The following is a 20,314-nucleotide window of genomic DNA, read 5'->3' as shown; positions in this document are numbered from 1 at the left end:
CAGATCATAATTACTTGTATTGACGAGGTAAGAATTGAACTTCAGGGTTCTTATCTTTCTTACGAGCGAGGGCACTATTTTTACCTAATAACAGTTTGAGTTGCCATAATTTTTCAAGGCGTAATGCTTTTTCTGGTTGGTGCTCCATGGCGTCGAGCACTCGTTTTGCTGCCATTAATGCATCTGGTGAGCGTTGCAGCATTTCTTGAGCAATCACATGTGCTTTTGCTAAAGGATCTTGATCAAGATGAGTCACTAAACCGATATTTTTTGCATATTCTGCATCAAAGATACGTGCAGTTAGTGTGAGTTCTTTCGCTAAATCAACACCGATCAAACCTTTTAATGAACGTGTTAAGCCCATGTCTGGTACTAATCCCCAGCGACTTTCCATAATAGACATTTGGGTGTTAGGTGTTGCAATTCGAATATCTGCGGCAAGAGCGAGCTGCATTCCTGCACCAAAACAATATCCCTCAATCGCAGCAATGACAGGGATCGGAAGATTTTGCCAAATAAGAAATGCTTTTTGGAATAAGCTTTGCCCTGGCTTGATCAGTTCCCACGCTGCAAATGCCGTATTTTTGGGATTGTTCAGGTCGGATAAGTCAATCCCAGCACTGAAGACATGTGCTTCACCTGTCAAAATGACACAACGAATCGAGCGATCTTTTTCGATTTTTTTTGCAGTGGAAACAAGTTCTTTTAATAATGCAAAACTCATTGCATTACGTTTGTCTGGGCGGTTTAGATAAACCGTTGCAATTCCGTTGTTTTTCTCAATACGTAAAAGCGACATTTGCTTAACTCTTATTGTGTGCGATAAGTCAGCATAGCATGAGTCCCAGAGTGGAAACATGACACAACAGTCACGCTAAATGTCATGAGAGTGTAAAACCAGATTAGCAGCTAGCTTGACTTGTTCGATTGCCATGTTAAGTTCATTAAAGCGATGTTTTGTTTCACGAATAAATGCATCATCCGCTTTTCTACGCTCCTTTCGCAGTGTCGAAATAAATTGCTCAAATTCACCAGAAACACGTTGCAGGTTAGGTGTGCCAACATAACGTGTTGCACCATATAAGCGGTGCAAGACATGTTCCAGCTGAGGGAAATCTTCAAGTTCGATTAACTGTTGCATTTCAGCTAGTTCAGTATCAAAGCTATCGACTAACATGTTGAGTAGGTCTTGAGCGAGATCTTCTTTATTCGCGGCAAGTTGAATGCTTTGTTGCCAATTTAGAATTTGCGGGTCAATCGATTCAACAGGACGTTTCTGCTCATTCACTTGAGTTTGAGAACTAAAATTATTCTTTGTCCAATGGGTAAGGATTTGAATGATTTGTTCCATTTGAATAGGTTTGGTGACGTAATCATTCATACCCACTTTGAGTAGCTTTTGTTTTTCATCCGCTAAAGCGTGTGCTGTAAGAGCAATGATTGGGAGCTGCATACCTGAATCTAAGGTTGATTCTAATGAGCGAATCGCTCTCGTGGTATCTATCCCTGACATCACAGGCATTTGAATGTCCATGAACACAAGATCAAAAGGCGGAAGTTTTTGTTCGATGCGTTCTTGAATCAGGTCAATAGCTTTTTGACCACTCAATGCTTTGGTTGTAGTGACATTTAACTCACCAAGTAAGGCTTCAAGAACGATGAGGTTTGGTAAATGGTCATCAACGGCTAAAACATGCAAGCCTTGACCATTAAAGTCTTCAGGCTCTTGTTCGAAGATCGGTTGGTTGCTCAGGAGCTGTACAAGTTCACGACGACTCAAAGGCTGATAAAGTGGTCGAGCGCGGTATTCATTGAGCATATTTGGTTCAAGGCTCATTTGATATCCGTACACCGCTAAATTGCCGCTATAACGTTGACGGATTTCTTTGAGCAATGCTTCTGTATCGCCACTGTGATCAACGATCAACCAAGTATTATCTTGTTGGCTTAAATGATTTAAGCGACTGAATAGATCCAGAATTGATTGGGTTTCAATATGTGAGACATGGTAGTTTTCTAAATATGAACGTAAAACACTTGCTGTTGCAGGGTGAGCGAGATAAGACACCACTTGCAAGTGCTCAAAGTGTGGATGCTCAACATATTCATTTTGCTCTTCAACTTTAAACAGCGCCGTGAACCAAAAGGTTGATCCTTTTTCTGTCGGTGCGCGTTCTTGATTGTCTTCGAAGCCGATGTGACCATGCATTAAGTGTACTAATTGTTTGGAAATTGCTAACCCAAGACCTGTACCACCAAATTGGCGTGTGACAGATGCATCACCTTGCGAGAATGATTCAAATAATTTTTTACGATCGGTCCCACTTAGACCAATCCCGCTATCTTGAACACTGAAATGTAGTAAACATTGACCAATTTCATCATCCTCCATTCGAACGCGCACGATGATTTCACCATCGGGGGTGAATTTAATTGCATTTGAGATGAGGTTAGTCAGAATTTGTTTAAAGCGTAATGCATCGCCTACAACGTGTTGTGGGATATTTTCAGCATAGTAGAACGCCATGTTGATATGCTTTTGTGCAGCCAAAGGCGAAAGCATATCCATAACATCAAAAATAGCTTCTTCTAGGTCAAAAGGTGCAGTTTCGAGTTCTAGTTTTCCTGCATCAATTTTAGAAAAGTCCAGTACGTCATTAATGAGTGCCAATAGATGTGCAGATGACTTGCGTATAGTTTGAAGATAAAGGTTTTGTTCATTACTCAAATTTTGTTGGCGGAGTAATAAATGAATAAAACCATCAATACTATTTAGTGGTGTTCTCAGCTCATGGCTGATATTGGCAAGGAAAACAGATTTTGATTGATTTGATGAAATTGCTTGGTCACGTGCCTGACGATAGGTAATGTTTTGGACTTCTAAGGTATCTAAGGTGCGGCGTAAATCTTCTTCTGTCTGTTCAGTATGTTCTTTAAGTTCCAAGAAACTGAAGTGTAGGCGGTTAACAACGTTGGCTATATCTCGCTGCAATAAACGTAGCTCACCAGTACTGTTCACTACAATATGTTGATCTAAAGTATCTGCATTTAAGCGTTGCATTTGCATCCGTATTTCATACAGTGGAGCTAACCAACGTCGTGAAAATACATTTAAGCAGAACAATAGAATGAGTAAGGTGATCAGACCTGTTACGACTAGTGATAATAAAATCTTATAGCGAGCCAGTTCTAAAGGGTGATTATCGAGCTCAACCATCAACCAAACTGGATTGGTAGCATCACTTTTAATTTTTGTACCGTAAATGCTGTTGTGATTGTGTTGTATTGGTCCAAAAAAATTACTGTTATTTGGGAAAGTTGGCCAGAAACGATTGTTTTGATAGCCGACGCTAAGATAGGTTTGTCCTTGACTATCAATCAAAACGGCTCGTTGTAAGTTCTTCTCATTAAACATCTTTTGCATGATGTTCTGAGCACGATAATATTGATCAGGACGTTCTTGCACCAGTCGCAGTAAATCTGCGGCAGTTTGATGATATCGAGCTAAGATTGCAGAAGCATCTGAACGTTGTTGTTGTTTTGCTGAGTTCGTCGTTTCTGATAAGACCCAAAGAATTCCAACGCTGGTCAATACCGCAATCGGCACTAAAATCAGTGCGATCAACTGTCCGTAAGCATGATTCAGCCGTAAACGCTTTGATAGGGTTTTATTGAAATTTGACATAGTGCGGTCAGATTTATCATTCTGCGAAACATCTTATCATGCTTTGAGAAAAGCGAGGCATTTACCAGCCAATAAAAAGCATATTGAAAAGGTGCAGTATTTTGGTTTTTTTCATACAATAGTCGCCACCTTAATATCGGTGTCGATCATGACGAATACGCAAACTGATTTTTTAGCAGAAGAATTTTTACTGGATTATTATGTCGGTAAAAGCCCCTTGGTGCGTTTACAGCGTTTAGCGAGTCATACTCAAGCCACGGTATTAGCAAAATTAGAAGGCAACAATCCTGCTGGATCAGTGAAAGACCGTCCTGCTTATAACATGATTATCCAAGCTGAAAAGCGTGGACAAATTAAGCCTGGTGATACTTTGATTGAAGCAACCAGTGGAAACACAGGTATTGCACTTGCGATGGTTGCGGCAATGCGCGGCTATAAAATGAAACTGATCATGCCAAACAATATGAGCCAAGAGCGTAAAGACGCAATGTCTGCGTATGGTGCTGAGTTAATTGAAGTGACTCAGAAACAAGGTATGGAAGGTGCTCGTGATCTCGCGATGCAAATGCAAGCTGAAGGTAAGGGCTTGGTGTTGAACCAGTTTGGTAATCCAGATAACGTGGAAGCACATTATCTCACGACAGGTCCTGAAATTTGGAAACAAACAGGTGGGAAAATCACCCATTTTGTAAGCTCAATGGGAACTACGGGTACCATCATGGGTGTTTCCAAATATTTAAAAGAACAAAATCCTGATATTCAAATCGTAGGCCTACAGCCGTCTGATGGTTCAAGTATTGCTGGAATCCGTCGTTGGCCAGAAGAGTACTTACCAACTATTTTTGATCGTAGTCGAGTTGATCGTATTATAGATATTCCACAAATTGAAGCTGAGCGAACTATGCGTAAGCTCGCCCGCCATGAAGGTATCAGTGCTGGTACATCATCGGGTGGTGCAGTGTGGGCATCTATTAAAATCGCAGAAGAAAATCCTGACGCAGTGATTGTATGTATTATCTGTGATCGCGGTGATCGTTACTTATCAACGGGATTATTCTCCGTACAAGATTAAAATCTCTGCCTAGCTCCTCTCTTTGAAAAAAGAGAGGTTGGGAGGGATTGAGCGAGATTCCGATGAACTTACGTTTTCCAATTTTAGTTTTTGATATTGAAACACTGACTGATCTAAAGGCAGGGGCTCACCTTTATCATTTAGATTTAACTGATCATGATGTGGAGCAAGCGCTTACAAAAATTCGTCGTCAAGAATCTGGTATGGATTTTCAGCGACTTCCATTACATGAGATCGTTTGTATTTCAGGATTATGGATTGATGAGAAAGGATTTCGACTTTTTTCATTTAGTCAGGAAAGTAATTCAGAAGCAGAAATGTTGACTAAATTTTTATCAATTTTTGATAAAAAACAGCCTACGTTGATCAGTTGGAATGGTTCGCAATTTGATTTGCCCGTTATTTTATTTAGGGCGATGTATCATGGTTTATCTGCTCCAAGTTTATTTGATCAAGGCGAAATTGATAACCAGAAGCGGTATAATAACTACCAAAATCGTTATCACCAGCGTCATGTAGATTTGATGGATGTGATGGCGATGTTTAATGGTCGCAATTTCCAGAAGCTTGATGATATTGCCTGTTTACTTGGCTTCCCAGGCAAGCGTGGTGAATCAGGTTATCATGTACCAGAGTATGTGCGCTCGGCACAGTGGTTGAAACTGACCAGTTATTGCGAAGGCGATGTCTTAAATACATGGTTGGTTTATTTGCGTTGGTTATTGTTGAAAGGTCAATTAAATCAACTTGATCATCAACAGTTGATTCAATCAACTATTGATTATTTACAAACTCAAACGCAACAGACAGAATTTTTACAGGTATGGCAGCAGACATCGCAATATACTGTATTCACCGCAGATACGTTTGCGCAAAAAAATTAGGTTGATCTTTTGAAGCATAAAGCAAAAAAACGTCCCGTTCACCATCCGATTTACACCTTCGATATTGAAGCTTTTTCACACGAAGGGCGTGGTATAGCGCACTATGGAACACATCCTGACCATCCTAAAGAAAAGCATGGTAAGAAAGTGTTTGTTCGTTATGCTCTGGTGGGTGAGACGGTAAAAGCAAAAATTACCAACCAAACCACACGTTTAGAAGAAGCGGAAATGATCACACTAGAAAGTGATGCTTCGGAGCAACGAGTTGCACCTGTGTGCGCACATTTTGGTGTGTGTGGTGGATGTAGTTTGCAACATATTCATCCAGATCAACAGATAGTATTAAAGCAAAATGTATTGAAGTCACATTTAGAACATTTTGCCGGTTTACAACCAGAAGAATGGTTAGCTCCAATTCGTTCTGTCAAAACAGATTATCGTCGCCGTGCTCGCATTGGCGTGCGATATATTCCAAAACAAAATCGACTAGTGATGGGGTTTCGAGAACATCACAGCAATCATTTGACTGATATACAGCAATGTAAGGTCTTAGATCAGGTTTTGTCAGATTCGTTGGTAGAACTAAAAACTTTACTCGAAAGTCTAACAGGCAAAGCCCACATCGGTCATATAGAATTGGCGATGGGTGATGATGAGGTCGCGTTATTAATTCGTCACTTGGATGAATTAAATGTGTCGGATGTCAACCAATTGCGTCAATTTACGTTACTCAAGGGATGGCAGTTATACTTTCAATCAAAAGGTATAGACAGTTTGCATCGAGTTGACGATGAACATGCACCTATGCGTTTACATTATAGTCTTGAGGATTTTAAGGTGAAGTTTGCATTTTCGCCTTTAGATTTTACTCAAGTGAATAGCCATGTGAATGCGCGTATGGTTCAGTTGGCATGTGAATTGCTTGATTTGAAAGAGGGTGAGCGAGTACTTGATCTATTTTGTGGGTTAGGTAATTTCTCTTTACCTTTAGCACGCTGTGTGGGTGAAACGGGTCGAGTCATCGGTGTTGAAGCAAGTGATGAGATGGTTGAACGAGCAACTGAAAATGCGCAAGCAAATTATTTGACTCAAGCCAGCTTCTTTTCACAAGATTTAACAAAAGACTTTTCGCATCATTCTTGGGCAAAGCAAGGATTTGATGCATTATTAATTGATCCTCCACGATCAGGTGCTTATGAGGTTATGCAATACGTACCTAATTTTGGAGCGAAAAGAATCGTTTATGTTTCATGTAATCCTTCGACACTGGCAAGGGATGCAGGTGTGCTGGCACAATATGGCTATCAACTTAAAAAAGCGGCAGTGATGGACATGTTTACCCATACTGAACATGTTGAGTCAATTGCCTTATTTGAAAAAATTGAACAGCTTGAAAAGACCCAAGAGATAAACGATTAGAAAATGAGTTACATATCCAGAGGAGAATGGTATGGTCACAGTACGTGAGCAGTTACCTGGACGACTTCACGAGTTGTCAGAGGAAACGACTGTAGAACATGCCGCTGAAGCGCAAAGTGGTCTAGTCTCATGGTTAGATCGAGTGCGCGATATCTTGGGTGGGGCAGAGTTAAAGCAACTACAAAAAGTTGCGCAACTTACCTTAGAAAAAGAGTTAGAAACAACGGTGAATCATCGTAGCAATACCTTTAGTACAGGTATTGGTATGGCGGATATTTTGGCACACTTGCATGTTGATGAAGATACGCTTTCGGCAGCTGTCTTATATCGTAGTGTACGTGAAGGCCTGATTACTTTAGAAGATATTCAACAACAATTTGGAGAGCAAGTGTTGAGCCTTGTAAAAGGTACGCTTGCAATGGGTAAGCTCTCTGAGTTGATCGAAAAAAATAAACGTTTAGAAGATCATTTTAATAACAATCAGCGCGAACACCTGAGTGGCATTTATAAAATGCTGATCTCAGTGACGGAAGACGTTCGTGTTGTACTGATTAAGCTTGCTGAGCGTACTTATGCCTTACGTGAATTGGCGACTGCAAGTAAAGAGCGTCAAGAGCGTGTCGCACGAGAAATTCTAACGATTTATTCGCCTTTAGCGCATCGTCTAGGGATTGCTCAACTCAAGTGGGAACTTGAAGATCTTGCATTCCGATATTTAGCGCCAGAGCGATACAAAGAAATTGCTTCTTTGTTGAATGAAAAGCGTTTAGAGCGCGAACAATATATCCAATTCGTGATTGATAAACTCAAAACTGAATTGGCAGAGCATGATATCCAAGCTGAAATTAGTGGTCGAGTAAAACACATTTATTCGATTTATCGCAAAATGAAAAGCAAGAACCTTAGCTTTGATCAGTTATATGATATTCGTGCTGTTCGAGTTTTGGTTAAGGGAGTTCCTGACTGCTATCACGCTTTGGGTATTGTGCATCAGTTGTGGCGTCATATTCCAAATCAGTTTGATGATTATGTAACCAATCCTAAGGCAAATGGCTATCGCTCTTTGCATACGGCTGTGATTGCTGAGAATAAGTCACTTGAAGTACAAATCCGTACGTTTGAAATGCACAATGAGGCAGAATTAGGCGTATGTTCGCACTTTAACTATAAAGAAGGTGCGAAGAATACCGATCATTCATTTAATGATCGCTTACACTCTTTGCGTGCAGTGCTTGAACATTACCAAGAACGTACTGAAACAACACCACATGCCGAAGATGATGAGTCTAATGGTATTGATCATATTCAAGATTTTGAAAATTTTGAAAAGATTTATGTGTTCAGTCGTGATGGGGATATTAAAGAATTACCCCGTGGTTCGACTGTTTTAGATTTTGCTTACCATGTGCATACTGAAGTCGGTAACAAGTGTTATGCTGCACGTGTTAACCAGCGTTATGTTCCACTTACTTATAGCTTGAAAACAGGTGAGCAAGTTGAAATTTTAACGAAGAAAGATCGTGAACCTAATCGTGATTGGTTGGTGAATTCTTTAGGTTATATTAAAACCGCTCGAGCAAGAGATAAGTTACGTCACTGGTTTAGACAGCAAGATCGTAGTAAAAATATTGAAGTTGGACGTGAGTTACTCAATAAAGAGTTGGCGCGTTTAGCGATTCATCCAAAGAGTATTGATCTAAAAGATTATTCATCACATTTCAATTTGAAATCTGGTGATGATATTTTAGTGGCTTTGGTGAGTGGTGATATCAGTCTACATGCATTGATTAATCAAGTTAATCGTCAAATGCATCTAGATCAAGATGAGCCTGAATTAGTGCTGAAACCAGCATTGAATCCACGTGCAAGCCATACTTTATCTGCGCATGGGATTTTGATTGATGGTTTGGATAACGTAGAACTGCATATTGCACAGTGCTGTCAACCTGTTCATGGTGAGTCAATTGGTGGTTATATCACTTTAAATCGTGGTGTAAGTATCCATAAAGTGGCTTGTCCTGATTATATTCGTATGACGACTCAAGAGACTGAACGAGCAGTTGAGGCGGATTGGGAAATGCAGCCAACACGAGGGCAGAGTGTTCAAATCGTGGTGGAAGCGTATGATCGCCGTGGTTTACTGAAAGATCTCACACAGGTGATTTTCTCAGACCAAATTAATATTCGTCAGGTCAATACGATTTCTGAGGCAGATGGTATCGCCAATATGAAACTCTTGATTGAAGTTAAAGGTTTGGCGCAATTGTCTCGGTTATTAGCTCGTTTGGAGCAACAACCAGGGATTATTAGCGCTAGGCGTTTGGTTCAAGGAAGCTAAATTAATAAAAAGCTGCATGTAAATGCAGCTTTTTTTGTATTAGCGCTTCGATAAGAAAATATTGGTGAGTCGATTTAAAAATTGTGGGCTTATACTCGACAATTGATACATCAGTTTGGTTTTGATGCCTACAGGCGTATGTGTCGGAATTAAAGCATGATCTTTTTGTTGTGCCAAATGTAATACTTGTTTGGCAACATCAGCAGGGGTTAAATCAACGCCGATATTTTGAATACTACCTGCATCCATATTCTTCACCATATTGGTTTGAACGAATAAAGGCATGACATCAAGTACACGAATATTGTACTTTTGCCATTCGACATCTAATGCTTCAGTTAAACCACGAACGGCAAACTTACTTGCGGAATATGAGGCTAAATCTGCTTGACCATAAATTGCTGAAGCAGAGGATAAATTGATAACACGAGCAAATCTTGCCTGTTGCAAATGATTTAAAGCCGTATGACAGCCATTTATAACGCCTTTGACATTGATATCAATGGTGTGATGGTGTGATTGGATATCTGTTTTTTCAAATGGTCCTGAATACAAAATTCCCGCATTGTTGACTAAAATATTGAGTTCACCAGCCCAGTTTCTAAACTCTTGTAAAGCGATTTGCCATTGACGGTAATTGCAGACATCGAGGTAACCAGCCTTAGCATTCTCACCTAACTCAGTGGCTAATTTCTCAGCAAGTTCTTGGTTAATGTCATAAATTCCAACTTTATAGCCATTCTTATGGAATAAACGTGCGATTTCAGCGCCAATTCCTTGTGCAGCACCACTGATAAAAACACTAGCTTGCATTGCTGTCCTTTATATTGATATTTCTTGAGTGGGTGTATATTACGCACAAGCGGCTTTATGCTGCAACAATTTAGCGGTTTAGGTTTGAGGAGATCATCATGGAAAAATTATTAGAGATCATGCAGGAATTAAGACAAAAATGTCCATGGGATCAACAACAAACACCTGAAAGTTTAACTCGTTATGCAATTGAAGAGGCTTATGAGGTCGAAGCTGCCATACGTGAGGGCAATATTGATGAGATTCGAAATGAATTGGGTGATTTGCTGTTGCAAGTGGTGTTTCAATCACAAATGTTTAGTGAGAAAGGGGCATTTGATTTTAACGATGTGGTAGATGCAATCAGTGAAAAGTTGATACGTCGTCATCCACATGTTTTCCAAGCAGATCAGTTTAAAGATTTGAGTTCAGACCAAGTAAGTGAATTATGGAAGCAAATTAAGCTACAAGAAAAAAAAGATAAAAGTGTATCTAGATTAGATGAAATCAAACATGCTCCAGCCTTGGTTCAAGCACAAGAGGTTCAAAAGAAAGCAGCGCAACTTGGTTTTGATTTTGAAACGGTGACTGATGCTTATGCGAAATTAGAAGAAGAGTTGGGAGAGTTGCAACAAGCAATTAGAAATCAAAAAAATGATGAAATACAAGAAGAATTCGGAGACTGCCTATTTTCTTTGATCAACGTTGGTCGTAAACTTGGGCAGTCGAGTGAGATGGCATTGTTGGCAACAATTTATAAATTTAGAAGCCGCTTTGCTTATATTGAACAACAAGCACAACGACAAAATAAAGACTTGCAAGAAATGAGTTTAGCAGAAATGGATGAACTCTGGGAGCAAGCAAAACGACAATTAAATACTGAGGGGAAAACACATGATTTTGTCGCAGCCACGCAGCAGACATAATCTATTTATACTGATTTTACTATGGGTTGGGTGTTATACAAGTGGTTATGCGCAGCAATTTGATCAATCTTATGAAAAGTGGAAAGCTCAACAGCAAGCGCGTGACCAGCAGTTAGCTAAACAGCCCAACAATAGTTACTATTTATCAAGACCTAGTCAGCAAAACACCAAACAATATTCATCTTCTGTAAATATTCAGTCAGATAAAATTAGTTTGAATCAGGCAAATCTAGAACAGTTACAAACTTTGAATGGAGTGGGACAGAAAAAAGCTCAAGCAATCATTGAATACCGCCAAAAGAAGGGTGGTTTTAAAACAATAGATGAATTAATGAATGTAAAAGGAATCGGGCCAAAACTGCTTGAGAAGAATAAAGCAAAGCTCATACTTTAAGATTCAATAGGGAAAAAGTCGCTAATCTGAGCAATTGATCTGTTGAAACTTCAACAGAATAAATTGCCCTTTGTGTGTGTTAGAGCTATGATTAGCGACAAAATGTTATTTACGTCCTGACGTAGGAGACAGTGTCTTTTGCAAACTTTGCGCGCGTCAAAATGTGGTTTGTCCACAACTCAACTACCACCTTCAATTCTTGATGTAATTGATAGCCTCACTAAAGCAGGTTATGAAGCTTATATCGTCGGTGGTGGTGTTCGCGATATGATGCTTGGTCTTAATCCTAAGGATTTTGACGCAGTTACCAATGCTACACCAGCTCAAGTTAAAGAGGTTTTTGGTCGACGTTGCCGTATTATTGGTCGACGATTTGAGCTTGCACATGTTTATTCTGGTCGAGAATTAATTGAAGTTGCGACCTTTCGCGCACCGCCTAAAAAAGCAGTAACCAGTGCTTCTGGTATGATCTTACGAGATAATAACTGGGGAACGATTGAGCAGGACTTTGCTCGCCGTGATTTCTCAATTAACACTTTATATTATCAACCACGTAAAGCCATCGTTCTAGATTTTTGTCATGCAGTTGATGACATTAAAACACGTACATTACGATTTCTTGGGGAACCAGCTCAGCGTTTCGAAGAAGATCCTGTAAGAATGCTACGTGCCTTGCGTTTTGCTGCAAAATTAAATTTTCAAATTGATTCTTCGATCTTAGATGTATTTAATCCTGAGATGACGCAATTGTTGCGTGATGTCTCTCCGCATCGTTTATATGATGAATCTCAAAAATTATTTACGATGGGACACCTGAACCGTGTTCTACCGATGTTGATTGAGTTTGGTGTTTGGAAGCAATTGTTTGCTGAAATTCCACCGAACATCACTGCTTTTATTGAGCGTGCAGCTAGAAATACAGATCAGCGTATTCAAATTGGCAAAACTATTAATCCTGCATTTTTCTATGCGGTATTGTTATGGAAACCTTTTTTAGAGCGATGTGATTTTTATTTAAATAAAGGGAGGGTTCCTGCAGAGGCTCGTGCACAAGCAGGTTTGGATGTTTTAAAACGTCAAGCGACTCGAACTATTATTCCTCGTTTTGCTGAAACTTTTATTCGTGAAGTTTGGGAAATGCAGACACGTTTGCTCAATCCAAAACCGCAACAAATAGAAGCCCTAGCAGGACATGCACGTTTTCGCGCAGGATTTGATTTCTTATTGCTTCGTGAGAAGTCTGGTGACACAAGCACAAATGGTATGGGTGTTTGGTGGGAAAACTACCAAGAGATGTCGATTGATCAAAAAGAAGCGGTCATTCGTCAATATAATCGCCAACGTACAAAATCAAGACGTAAGCTTGCTGAAGTTGATGATGTAAAGACTACTGAAATTGAACCTTTGGTGAATGTACCTGAACCTAAAAATCGACGTGCTAAAAAAGAGCGTGTTAGAACAGATGATTCGGTCAATCGTTTTATTGAGAAAGCTTCAACTGATTCAAATTTAATTCATGCTGATCATCCGATTTTGAAACGTAAACGTGTAAAACGTGATTTAGCAGAAGTTGTTTTTGGACCGACGCAATGACGATTCGTACTTATATTGGTTTAGGTTCAAACTTAGGTGACTCAAAACACATTCTTGCAGAAGCAGTTTTGAAATTATCAAGTTTGGGTACTGTTCAAGTCTCTAAACTATATCAAAGTCCACCGATGGGACCGCAAGATCAGCCTCATTATCTGAATGCTGTGGTTCAGTTAGATACAGAATTGTCGCCACTAGATTTGCTTGATCAATTGCAACAGTTTGAGAAAGATGCTGGACGTATTCGTTTGCGTCATTGGGGAGAGCGGACTCTTGATCTGGATTTACTGATTTATGGACAAGAGCAGATACACAATGAGCGTTTGACCGTGCCACATGTTGGTGTGTTGGAGCGTGATTTTGTCGTGATTCCATTATTAGATTTAGATGATCATTTACAAATAAATGGTCATTCTTTAAGAGATTTAGAACTTTTACAGCAAGCAAATTTGACTGTAATCGCAGATCAATCTTGGGCAAATGCTTAAGATTTGTCTGTTCTGGAAATGCCTGTAGAGGACACCATCATGATTAGTCTAAGTGACTTAAGAAAGTTTAAAGCCGAAGGACGCAAGTTTTCATGTCTAACTTGTTACGATGCAAGTATGGCTAAAGCAATGGAACTGGCTGAAATCCATACGATTTTAATCGGTGATTCTCTAGGAATGGCGATACAAGGACGGGACTCAACCCTTCCTGTAACAGTAGAAGATATGGCTTACCATACTGCTGCTGTTCGTCGCGGTAATTCGCATGCTTTGATCATGACTGATTTGCCATTTATGAGTTATGCGACACTTGAAGATGGTTTGAAAAGTGCAAAAGCTGTGATGCAAGTTGGCGCGCAGATGGTCAAGATCGAAGGTGGTGCATGGTTAAGTGAATTGGTTCAAGTGCTTACACGTAATGGTATTCCTGTTTGTGTACATTTGGGTTTAACACCTCAGTCTGTACATGTTTTTGGCGGTTATAAACTACAGGCGAGAACACGTGAAGCAGCTGATCAATTGATTGCAGACTGCCAAGCTGTAGTTGATGCTGGCGCAGCAGTTTTATTGCTTGAATGCGTACCAGCACAACTCGGTAAAGAAATTGCTGAATTATTTCCAAACACACCTGTGATTGGGATTGGTGCAGGTAATCAAACCGATGGTCAAGTGTTGGTTGTACAGGATATGCTTGGGCTAACATTTGGGCGTGTTGCACGTTTTGTACGTAACTTTATGAAAGAACAATCAGGTGAAACAGCAATCCTAGATGCCTTTAAAGCCTATCATGCTGCTGTACAAGATCAGTCTTTCCCAGCTAAAGAACATACTTTCCAAGTTGAGCTGTAATTCATGAAAACAGAAACAACAATTCAAGGCTTAACTGCGTCTCTTTCACCTGCGCGTGCTGCAAAAAAAATGATTGGTTTCGTACCAACCATGGGAAATTTGCATGAAGGTCATTTGACCTTAGTTCGTGAGGCAAAGAAGATTTGCGATGTCGTTGTCGTAAGTATTTTTGTTAATCCAATCCAGTTTGGTGCTGGAGAAGATTTTGATAGTTATCCGCGTACACTAGAACAAGACAGTCGTTTATTGGCTGATGTTGGTTGCGATATTATTTTTGCACCTTCTGTTGAACAAATGTATGGTTCACAGCCACGTTTAACTAACATTAGTGTTGGTCAGATTACTGACGATTTATGTGGTAAATCACGTCCAGGACATTTTGATGGTGTTGCGGTTGTCGTTACTAAATTATTTAATATTGTTCAGCCAGATTATGCATTTTTTGGGCAAAAAGACTATCAGCAACTTGCTGTTATCCGTCAATTAGTTCAAGACTTGAATATTCCACTTGAAGTGATTGGGGTGCCAATTGTTCGCGCTCAAGATGGTTTGGCTTTAAGCTCTCGTAATGGTTATTTAACTGAAGAGCAACGTGCAACAGCACCAAAGATTTATCAGCTATTGAAACAAGCTGAGCAAGATCTCCATGAAGGTAAAGCCTTGTCAGCGGTTTTGGCTACAATCTCGGATCAGTTGACTCAAGCAGGTTTTGTTGTAGATTATGTCGAGGCTCGACAGCCAAATTTACAGCCAATTGAACAGTTTACTCAAAACTTAGTTCTGTTTGTTGCTGCAAAACTTGGCTCGACACGATTGATTGATAATTTACAAGTCGAATATAAAACATAAAACTATAAAAGGGCAAAATGCCATGAAGCGTATTCTTATCGTTACAGGTCAGTCAGGCTCAGGGAAATCTTCAGCATTACAAGTGCTTGAAGATCTCGGCTATTATTGTATAGATAACTTACCCTTGGCATTATTGCCTGAGATTGTGGCAAAACTAGATCATGAGAATAATTTGGAGCAACTTGCCTTAGGTGTTGATATCCGAAGCACTCGTGCAGATATGCAAGAGTTCGATCATGTCTTCGAGCAGTTAAAAAGACATGGTTCGGTTGATGTTATTTATCTGACGACTCAAGATCAAGATTTGATAGCGCGTTTCAGTGCATCACGACGACCACATCCTTTAGCGAGTCGTTTTAATAGTCTGTTGCAATGTATTCAAGAAGAAAAGCAACTGCTTATTCCGATACAATTTCGCTCTACAGTTCATATTGATACCACAGATAAAAGTGTTCATGATTTAAAACATATTTTATTGTCAAAATTAGGTCAGTCAGATAATTTGATTGTGATCTTGCAATCTTTTGGTTATAAGCACGGAATTCCTTTAGATGCTGATTATGTATTTGACGTAAGACATTTACCAAACCCGCATTGGGATTTAGAATTACGCCGTCTGTCTGGCTTAGATGAGCCAGTCCGTCAATTTTTAGAAAGTAATCAGCAAACCAATGAGATGTTTGCTGATATTTATGCTTTTCTTGAAAAGTGGTTGCCTGCCTTTGCTGAAGGGCATCGCCATTACATGACCATATCTGTGGGTTGTACTGGTGGGCAACATCGTTCCGTTTATATTGTGGATAGACTCAAAAAGGCTCTTGAGGCAAAATGGGCTGTCCAAATTTTACATAGAGAAATGAAGCACTGGTCATGATAGACACAACGATTGATGTAATTAATAAACTCGGCTTACATGCACGTGCTTCTGGTAAACTCATCGAAGTCACCACAAAGTTTCGCTCTTCTATTCAGATTGGGAAAGGCGATAAATTGGTTGATGCAAAGAATATTATGTCATTGTTGATGTTAGGTGCAGGTAAAGGCACGACTTTAAGATTAGTGATAGACGGTGCTGATGAAGATAAAGCACTGGAAGAAATTCAAACGCTGTTCGCAGCAAAATTTTATGAGGCAGAGTAATAGTGGCACGTGGTACCCAGCGTTATACCGATGAGGATTTTGAATCATTAGAGGGACGTGCGAGTAGAACCGAACAGAAAAAAGCTGTGCAACGTATGGCAGCTTTAGGTGAGCAATTGGCTCAATTAAATGTAAAACAGATTCAAAAACTTCCTGTTGATGAGCGTTTGATTGATGCGTTGCTTGAAGTGCAAAAGATTAGCTCTTTTGAAGCACGTCGTCGCCAGTTTCAGCGAATCGGTAAACTCTTGCGTAATGAAGATGAAAGTACCATTTTGTCTTATCTTACCCCTCAACAAGGCGCTAAAAAGCAAATGCAATTGATGCGTTGGGTTGATCGTATGATTGATCAAGGTGACCCAATCATCAATGAATTTAGTAAGGTTTTTAATGCTTCGGAAAGACACACTTTACGCCAACATGTTCTGCGTATTCATCGCGATATTAAGCAGCAAGTGAGTGAAGAAGAACTTGAGGCATCAAAGCGTAAATTTGTGAATTATGTCCAGCAAGTCGCTCTGTTATCGGATCAAGGTTAATTCAAAAAAGAAGTTTCAAATGAAACTTCTTTTTTTATTTTAGAGTTAGTTTCCAAACTCACCTGTCGCGCGTTCTTTTGCCCATTCTCTTAAAATAAATTTTTGTAATTTCCCTGTTGAGGTTTTTGGAATCTCGGTAATCACCACATCTTTCGGAACTTTAAAGCGCGCCAGCTCCTTTTGGCAATGCAGAATAATATCTTCCGCTGAAGCTGAGATACCTTGCTTTAATTCAATAAAAGCACAGGGAACTTCTTGCCAGCGTGGATCAGGTTTTGCAACGACTGCAGCAGTTAAAACGGCTGGATGGCGATAAAGAACATCTTCGACTTCAAGTGATGAGATATTTTCGCCACCTGAAATAATAATATCTTTGGAGCGATCAGTAATTTTCGCATATCCATCAGGATGACATACGGCTAAATCACCTGTATGGAACCAACCGCCTTTAAATGCCTCTTCGGTGGCTTGTGGGTTTTTAAGATAACCTTTCATCACGATATTGCCACGGAACATAATCTCACCCATGGTTTCACCATCATTGGGTACAGGCTGCATGGTTTCAGGATCTAGTACACGCATACTGTCTTGTAATGGATACGGAACGCCTTGACGTGAATGTAATTGAGCTTGCTCTTGGATAGTTAAATCACTCCAACCTGCTTGTGCAGCACATAAAGCAGACGGGCCGTAAGTTTCAGTCAAACCATACACATGATTGACATTAATACCTATATTTCGCATCCCTTCAATAATGGCAACGGGAGGCGCTGCGCCAGCCACCATCACTTCGACATGATGATCAAATGATGTGCGTTGATCTACTGAGGCATTGATGAGCATAGACAGCACAATAGGGGCACCGCAGAAATAATCGACTTTGTGTTCAGAAATATATTTGAAGATCAGAGCAGAATCGACACGGCGTAAACAAATATTGGTACCGCCACTAGCAGCAATAGACCAAGCAAAACACCAACCATTGCAATGGAAGAGCGGTAATGTCCACAGATAAACAGCACGAGGTTTCATACCGCAGGCCAAGATATTACTTGCCGCATTGAGGTAAGCGCCACGATGATGATAAACCACGCCTTTCGGGTTACCTGTAGTTCCCGAAGTATAATTCAGACTAATGGCATCCCATTCATCTTGTGGGAGCAACCATTCAAATTCAGGATCACCTTGAGCTAACCAAGATTCATATTCGTACTGCCCAAGTGCGATTTGTTCAGCATCATATTCCTCATCAAATACATCAATCACAATAATATCTTGAGTGATCAGCTTTAACGCTTCTTCAGCAAGTGATCTGAATTCTGGATCGACCAAAAGAACTTTTGATTCTGCATGAGCCAGCATAAAAGCAATGGTTTTGGCATCGAGACGAGTATTCAGCGTATTGAGTACTGCACCTGCCATTGGTACAGCAAAATGTGCTTCAATCATTGCAGGGACATTTGGTAACAGTACCGAAACGGTATCGTTTTTTTGAATACCTAGATTTTTGAGTTGATGTGCAAACTGGCGACAGCGTTGATAGGTTTGCTGCCAAGTGATTTGACGAGCACCATGAATAATTGCTGCTTGATGAGGGTAAATATACGCAGCACGTTCTAAATAGCGTAAAGGAGATAATGCGACAAAATTTGCAGGGGTTCTTGGTAATTCATCATATGCACTCACCATGTGTCTGTACTCCATTTCTGTTATTTTCATATATCTATAACAACATAGTGTGTTGTTAAACGGAATTCATTTAGGCTTTAGTCTGAAGTGTTGCCTGAATGATTTTGGTTTTTCTGAATCAAAGGTTTCATCCTTATCTAAACCTGTGTAAAATCTTGAATACTTTTTTATCCGCCGTTTTTTATCTTTTGAGGATTCCTCCTCAATACATAATCTCGCGGTGATATGCTCCTTCGTATAGGGCATCACTCCTTAAGGATTTTATTATGCCAATCATTACTTTACCAAATGGTGATCAAAAGCAATTTGATCATCCGATTTCCGTGATGGAACTTGCTCAAAGCATTGGTCCAGGTCTTGCAAAAAATACAGTTGCTGGTCGTATCAATGATCGTTTGGTGGATGCTTGTGATTTAATCACAGAAGATGCGACAGTTCAGATTATTACCCCGAAAGATGAAGAAGGTCTAGAGATCATTCGTCACTCATGTGCGCACTTGGTAGGACATGCTGTTAAGCAATTGTTCCCTGAGGCGAAAATGGTTATCGGCCCAGTGATTGAAGAAGGTTTCTATTACGATATCTGGATGCCACGCCCATTTACTTTGGATGATATGGCGGCGATCGAAGAGCGTATGAAAAAGCTCATCGATCAAGACTATGATGTCATCAAAAAAATGACACCACGTGATGAAGTGATTGCAGAATTTACAGCACGCGGTGAAGAATACAAATTACGCTTGATTGCAGACATGCCAAATGAAACACAAATGGGCTTGTACTACCATCAGGATTATTTGGATATGTGCCGTGGTCCGCACGTACCAAACACTAAATTTTTAAAATCATTCAAACTCACTAAAATCTCTGGTGCATACTGGCGTGGTGATGCGAAGAATGAACAGCTACAACGTATCTATGGTACGGCTTGGGCTGATAAAAAACAGTTAGCAGCTTATATCAAACGTATTGAAGAAGCTGAAAAACGTGACCATCGTAAAATTGGTAAAGCTTTGGACTTATTCCACATGCAAGAAGAAGCACCTGGTATGGTGTTCTGGCATGCGAATGGTTGGACAATTTACCAAGTGCTTGAGCAATACATGCGTAAAGTTCAGCAAGACAATGGTTACCAAGAAATTAAAACACCACAAATTGTTGATTTCACTTTGTGGGAGAAATCAGGACATGCAGCGAACTATGCTGAAAACATGTTTACGACTCATTCAGAAAGTCGAAACTATGCAGTAAAGCCGATGAACTGTCCTTGTCACGTACAAGTGTTCAATCAAGGCTTAAAATCATACCGTGATTTACCAATCCGTTTAGCGGAGTTCGGTTCATGTCATCGTAACGAACCATCTGGTTCATTACACGGAATTATGCGTGTTCGTGGCTTTACCCAAGATGATGCACATATTTTCTGTACCAAAGAGCAAATTGGTAAAGAAGTTGCAGACTTTATTAAGCTGACTTTGGATGTTTATAAAGACTTCGGCTTTGAAGAAGTTCAAATGAAACTTTCAACACGTCCTGAAAAGCGTGTAGGTGATGATGCACTTTGGGATTTAGCAGAAAAATCTCTTGCTGATGCTTTGGATGATGCGGGCTTGGCTTGGGACTTGCAACCAGGTGAAGGTGCATTCTATGGTCCGAAGAT

18 protein-coding genes are annotated in these 20,314 nt (G+C 40.0%); 14 read left to right on the top strand and 4 right to left on the bottom strand.

All coding sequences use genetic code 11. From position 1 onward, the window contains the following. Positions 1 to 10: 10 nt before the first annotated feature. Positions 11 to 799, bottom strand: coding sequence for a crotonase/enoyl-CoA hydratase family protein (locus A2003_RS12735; protein WP_004906675.1), 789 nt, complete (start codon positions 797 to 799; stop codon positions 11 to 13). Between the two features lie 75 nt (positions 800 to 874). Beyond that, positions 875 to 3,685, bottom strand: a complete 2,811-nt coding sequence (locus A2003_RS12730; RefSeq protein WP_286687457.1) for a GacS-like sensor histidine kinase — start codon at positions 3,683 to 3,685, stop codon at positions 875 to 877. Between the two features lie 148 nt (positions 3,686 to 3,833). On the opposite strand from A2003_RS12730, the gene cysM reads away from it, so the two are divergent. From cysM to A2003_RS12710, 4 genes are all read left to right on the top strand, one after another. Further along, positions 3,834 to 4,757 (top strand): cysteine synthase CysM, encoded by a 924-nt coding sequence (gene cysM, locus A2003_RS12725; RefSeq protein WP_004955667.1) that lies wholly within the window; start codon positions 3,834 to 3,836, stop codon positions 4,755 to 4,757. A gap of 62 nt (positions 4,758 to 4,819) precedes the next feature. Then, positions 4,820 to 5,641, top strand: a complete 822-nt coding sequence (locus A2003_RS12720; protein ID WP_004960726.1) for a 3'-5' exonuclease — start codon at positions 4,820 to 4,822, stop codon at positions 5,639 to 5,641. 9 nt (positions 5,642 to 5,650) lie between these two features. Then, positions 5,651 to 7,060, top strand: a complete 1,410-nt coding sequence (rlmD, locus tag A2003_RS12715) for a 23S rRNA (uracil(1939)-C(5))-methyltransferase RlmD (protein WP_286687456.1) — start codon at positions 5,651 to 5,653, stop codon at positions 7,058 to 7,060. Between the two features lie 31 nt (positions 7,061 to 7,091). Further along, positions 7,092 to 9,398 (top strand): RelA/SpoT family protein, encoded by a 2,307-nt coding sequence (locus A2003_RS12710; protein WP_005403721.1) that lies wholly within the window; start codon positions 7,092 to 7,094, stop codon positions 9,396 to 9,398. Positions 9,399 to 9,437: 39 nt separating this feature from the next. On the opposite strand, the gene A2003_RS12705 is transcribed toward A2003_RS12710, so the two are convergent. After that, a complete protein-coding gene (locus A2003_RS12705; protein ID WP_136700208.1) occupies positions 9,438 to 10,211 on the bottom strand; it encodes an SDR family oxidoreductase in 774 nt (257 codons plus the stop codon). A gap of 98 nt (positions 10,212 to 10,309) precedes the next feature. Between A2003_RS12705 and mazG the strand changes: the two genes are divergently transcribed. The 9 genes from mazG to yjgA all read left to right on the top strand — a co-directional run bounded on the left by mazG (position 10,310) and on the right by yjgA (position 16,965). Then, positions 10,310 to 11,116, top strand: a complete 807-nt coding sequence (mazG, locus tag A2003_RS12700; RefSeq protein WP_005403723.1) for a nucleoside triphosphate pyrophosphohydrolase — start codon at positions 10,310 to 10,312, stop codon at positions 11,114 to 11,116. After that, positions 11,085 to 11,510: a ComEA family DNA-binding protein gene (locus A2003_RS12695; RefSeq protein ID WP_039908929.1), complete on the top strand. Its 426-nt coding sequence runs from the start codon at positions 11,085 to 11,087 to the stop codon at positions 11,508 to 11,510. Before mazG ends, A2003_RS12695 begins: the two co-directional genes overlap by 32 nt. Before the next feature lie 138 nt (positions 11,511 to 11,648). Further along, positions 11,649 to 13,103: a polynucleotide adenylyltransferase PcnB gene (gene pcnB / locus A2003_RS12690; RefSeq protein ID WP_005403725.1), complete on the top strand. Its 1,455-nt coding sequence runs from the start codon at positions 11,649 to 11,651 to the stop codon at positions 13,101 to 13,103. Then, positions 13,100 to 13,588, top strand: a complete 489-nt coding sequence (gene folK / locus A2003_RS12685; protein WP_004960709.1) for a 2-amino-4-hydroxy-6-hydroxymethyldihydropteridine diphosphokinase — start codon at positions 13,100 to 13,102, stop codon at positions 13,586 to 13,588. The genes pcnB and folK overlap by 4 nt, the downstream gene beginning before the upstream one ends. Positions 13,589 to 13,627: 39 nt before the next feature. After that, positions 13,628 to 14,437: a 3-methyl-2-oxobutanoate hydroxymethyltransferase gene (panB, locus tag A2003_RS12680; protein WP_005403726.1), complete on the top strand. Its 810-nt coding sequence runs from the start codon at positions 13,628 to 13,630 to the stop codon at positions 14,435 to 14,437. Positions 14,438 to 14,440: 3 nt separating this feature from the next. Further along, positions 14,441 to 15,286, top strand: coding sequence for a pantoate--beta-alanine ligase (panC, locus tag A2003_RS12675; protein WP_005403727.1), 846 nt, complete (start codon positions 14,441 to 14,443; stop codon positions 15,284 to 15,286). Positions 15,287 to 15,308: 22 nt separating this feature from the next. Then, on the top strand, positions 15,309 to 16,160 hold the full coding sequence (rapZ, locus tag A2003_RS12670) for an RNase adapter RapZ (protein WP_004906708.1): 852 nt from the start codon (positions 15,309 to 15,311) through the stop codon (positions 16,158 to 16,160). Beyond that, the gene (locus A2003_RS12665) at positions 16,157 to 16,426 is read left to right on the top strand and encodes an HPr family phosphocarrier protein (protein ID WP_004637957.1); all 270 of its coding nucleotides are present in this window, start codon (positions 16,157 to 16,159) and stop codon (positions 16,424 to 16,426) included. The genes rapZ and A2003_RS12665 overlap by 4 nt, the downstream gene beginning before the upstream one ends. Before the next feature lie 2 nt (positions 16,427 to 16,428). Continuing rightward, entirely contained in the window at positions 16,429 to 16,965 is a 537-nt protein-coding gene (yjgA, locus tag A2003_RS12660) for a ribosome biogenesis factor YjgA (protein ID WP_004955693.1), read from the top strand. A 45-nt stretch (positions 16,966 to 17,010) separates the two neighbouring features. Here yjgA and A2003_RS12655 read toward each other — a convergent pair whose 3' ends face one another. Continuing rightward, positions 17,011 to 18,654, bottom strand: a complete 1,644-nt coding sequence (locus A2003_RS12655; RefSeq protein ID WP_286687455.1) for an acyl-CoA synthetase — start codon at positions 18,652 to 18,654, stop codon at positions 17,011 to 17,013. A gap of 266 nt (positions 18,655 to 18,920) precedes the next feature. Between A2003_RS12655 and thrS the strand changes: the two genes are divergently transcribed. After that, the coding region (thrS, locus tag A2003_RS12650) for a threonine--tRNA ligase (RefSeq protein ID WP_286687454.1) at positions 18,921 to 20,314 on the top strand (1,394 nt) is incomplete at its 3' end.

The organism is Acinetobacter sp. GWC1_38_13, assembly GCF_001767535.1.
Taxonomy (GTDB): domain Bacteria; phylum Pseudomonadota; class Gammaproteobacteria; order Pseudomonadales; family Moraxellaceae; genus Acinetobacter; species Acinetobacter junii.
The sequence above is the reverse complement of the archived record's forward strand: the minus strand, read 5'-3'. Positions and strand labels throughout refer to the sequence as shown.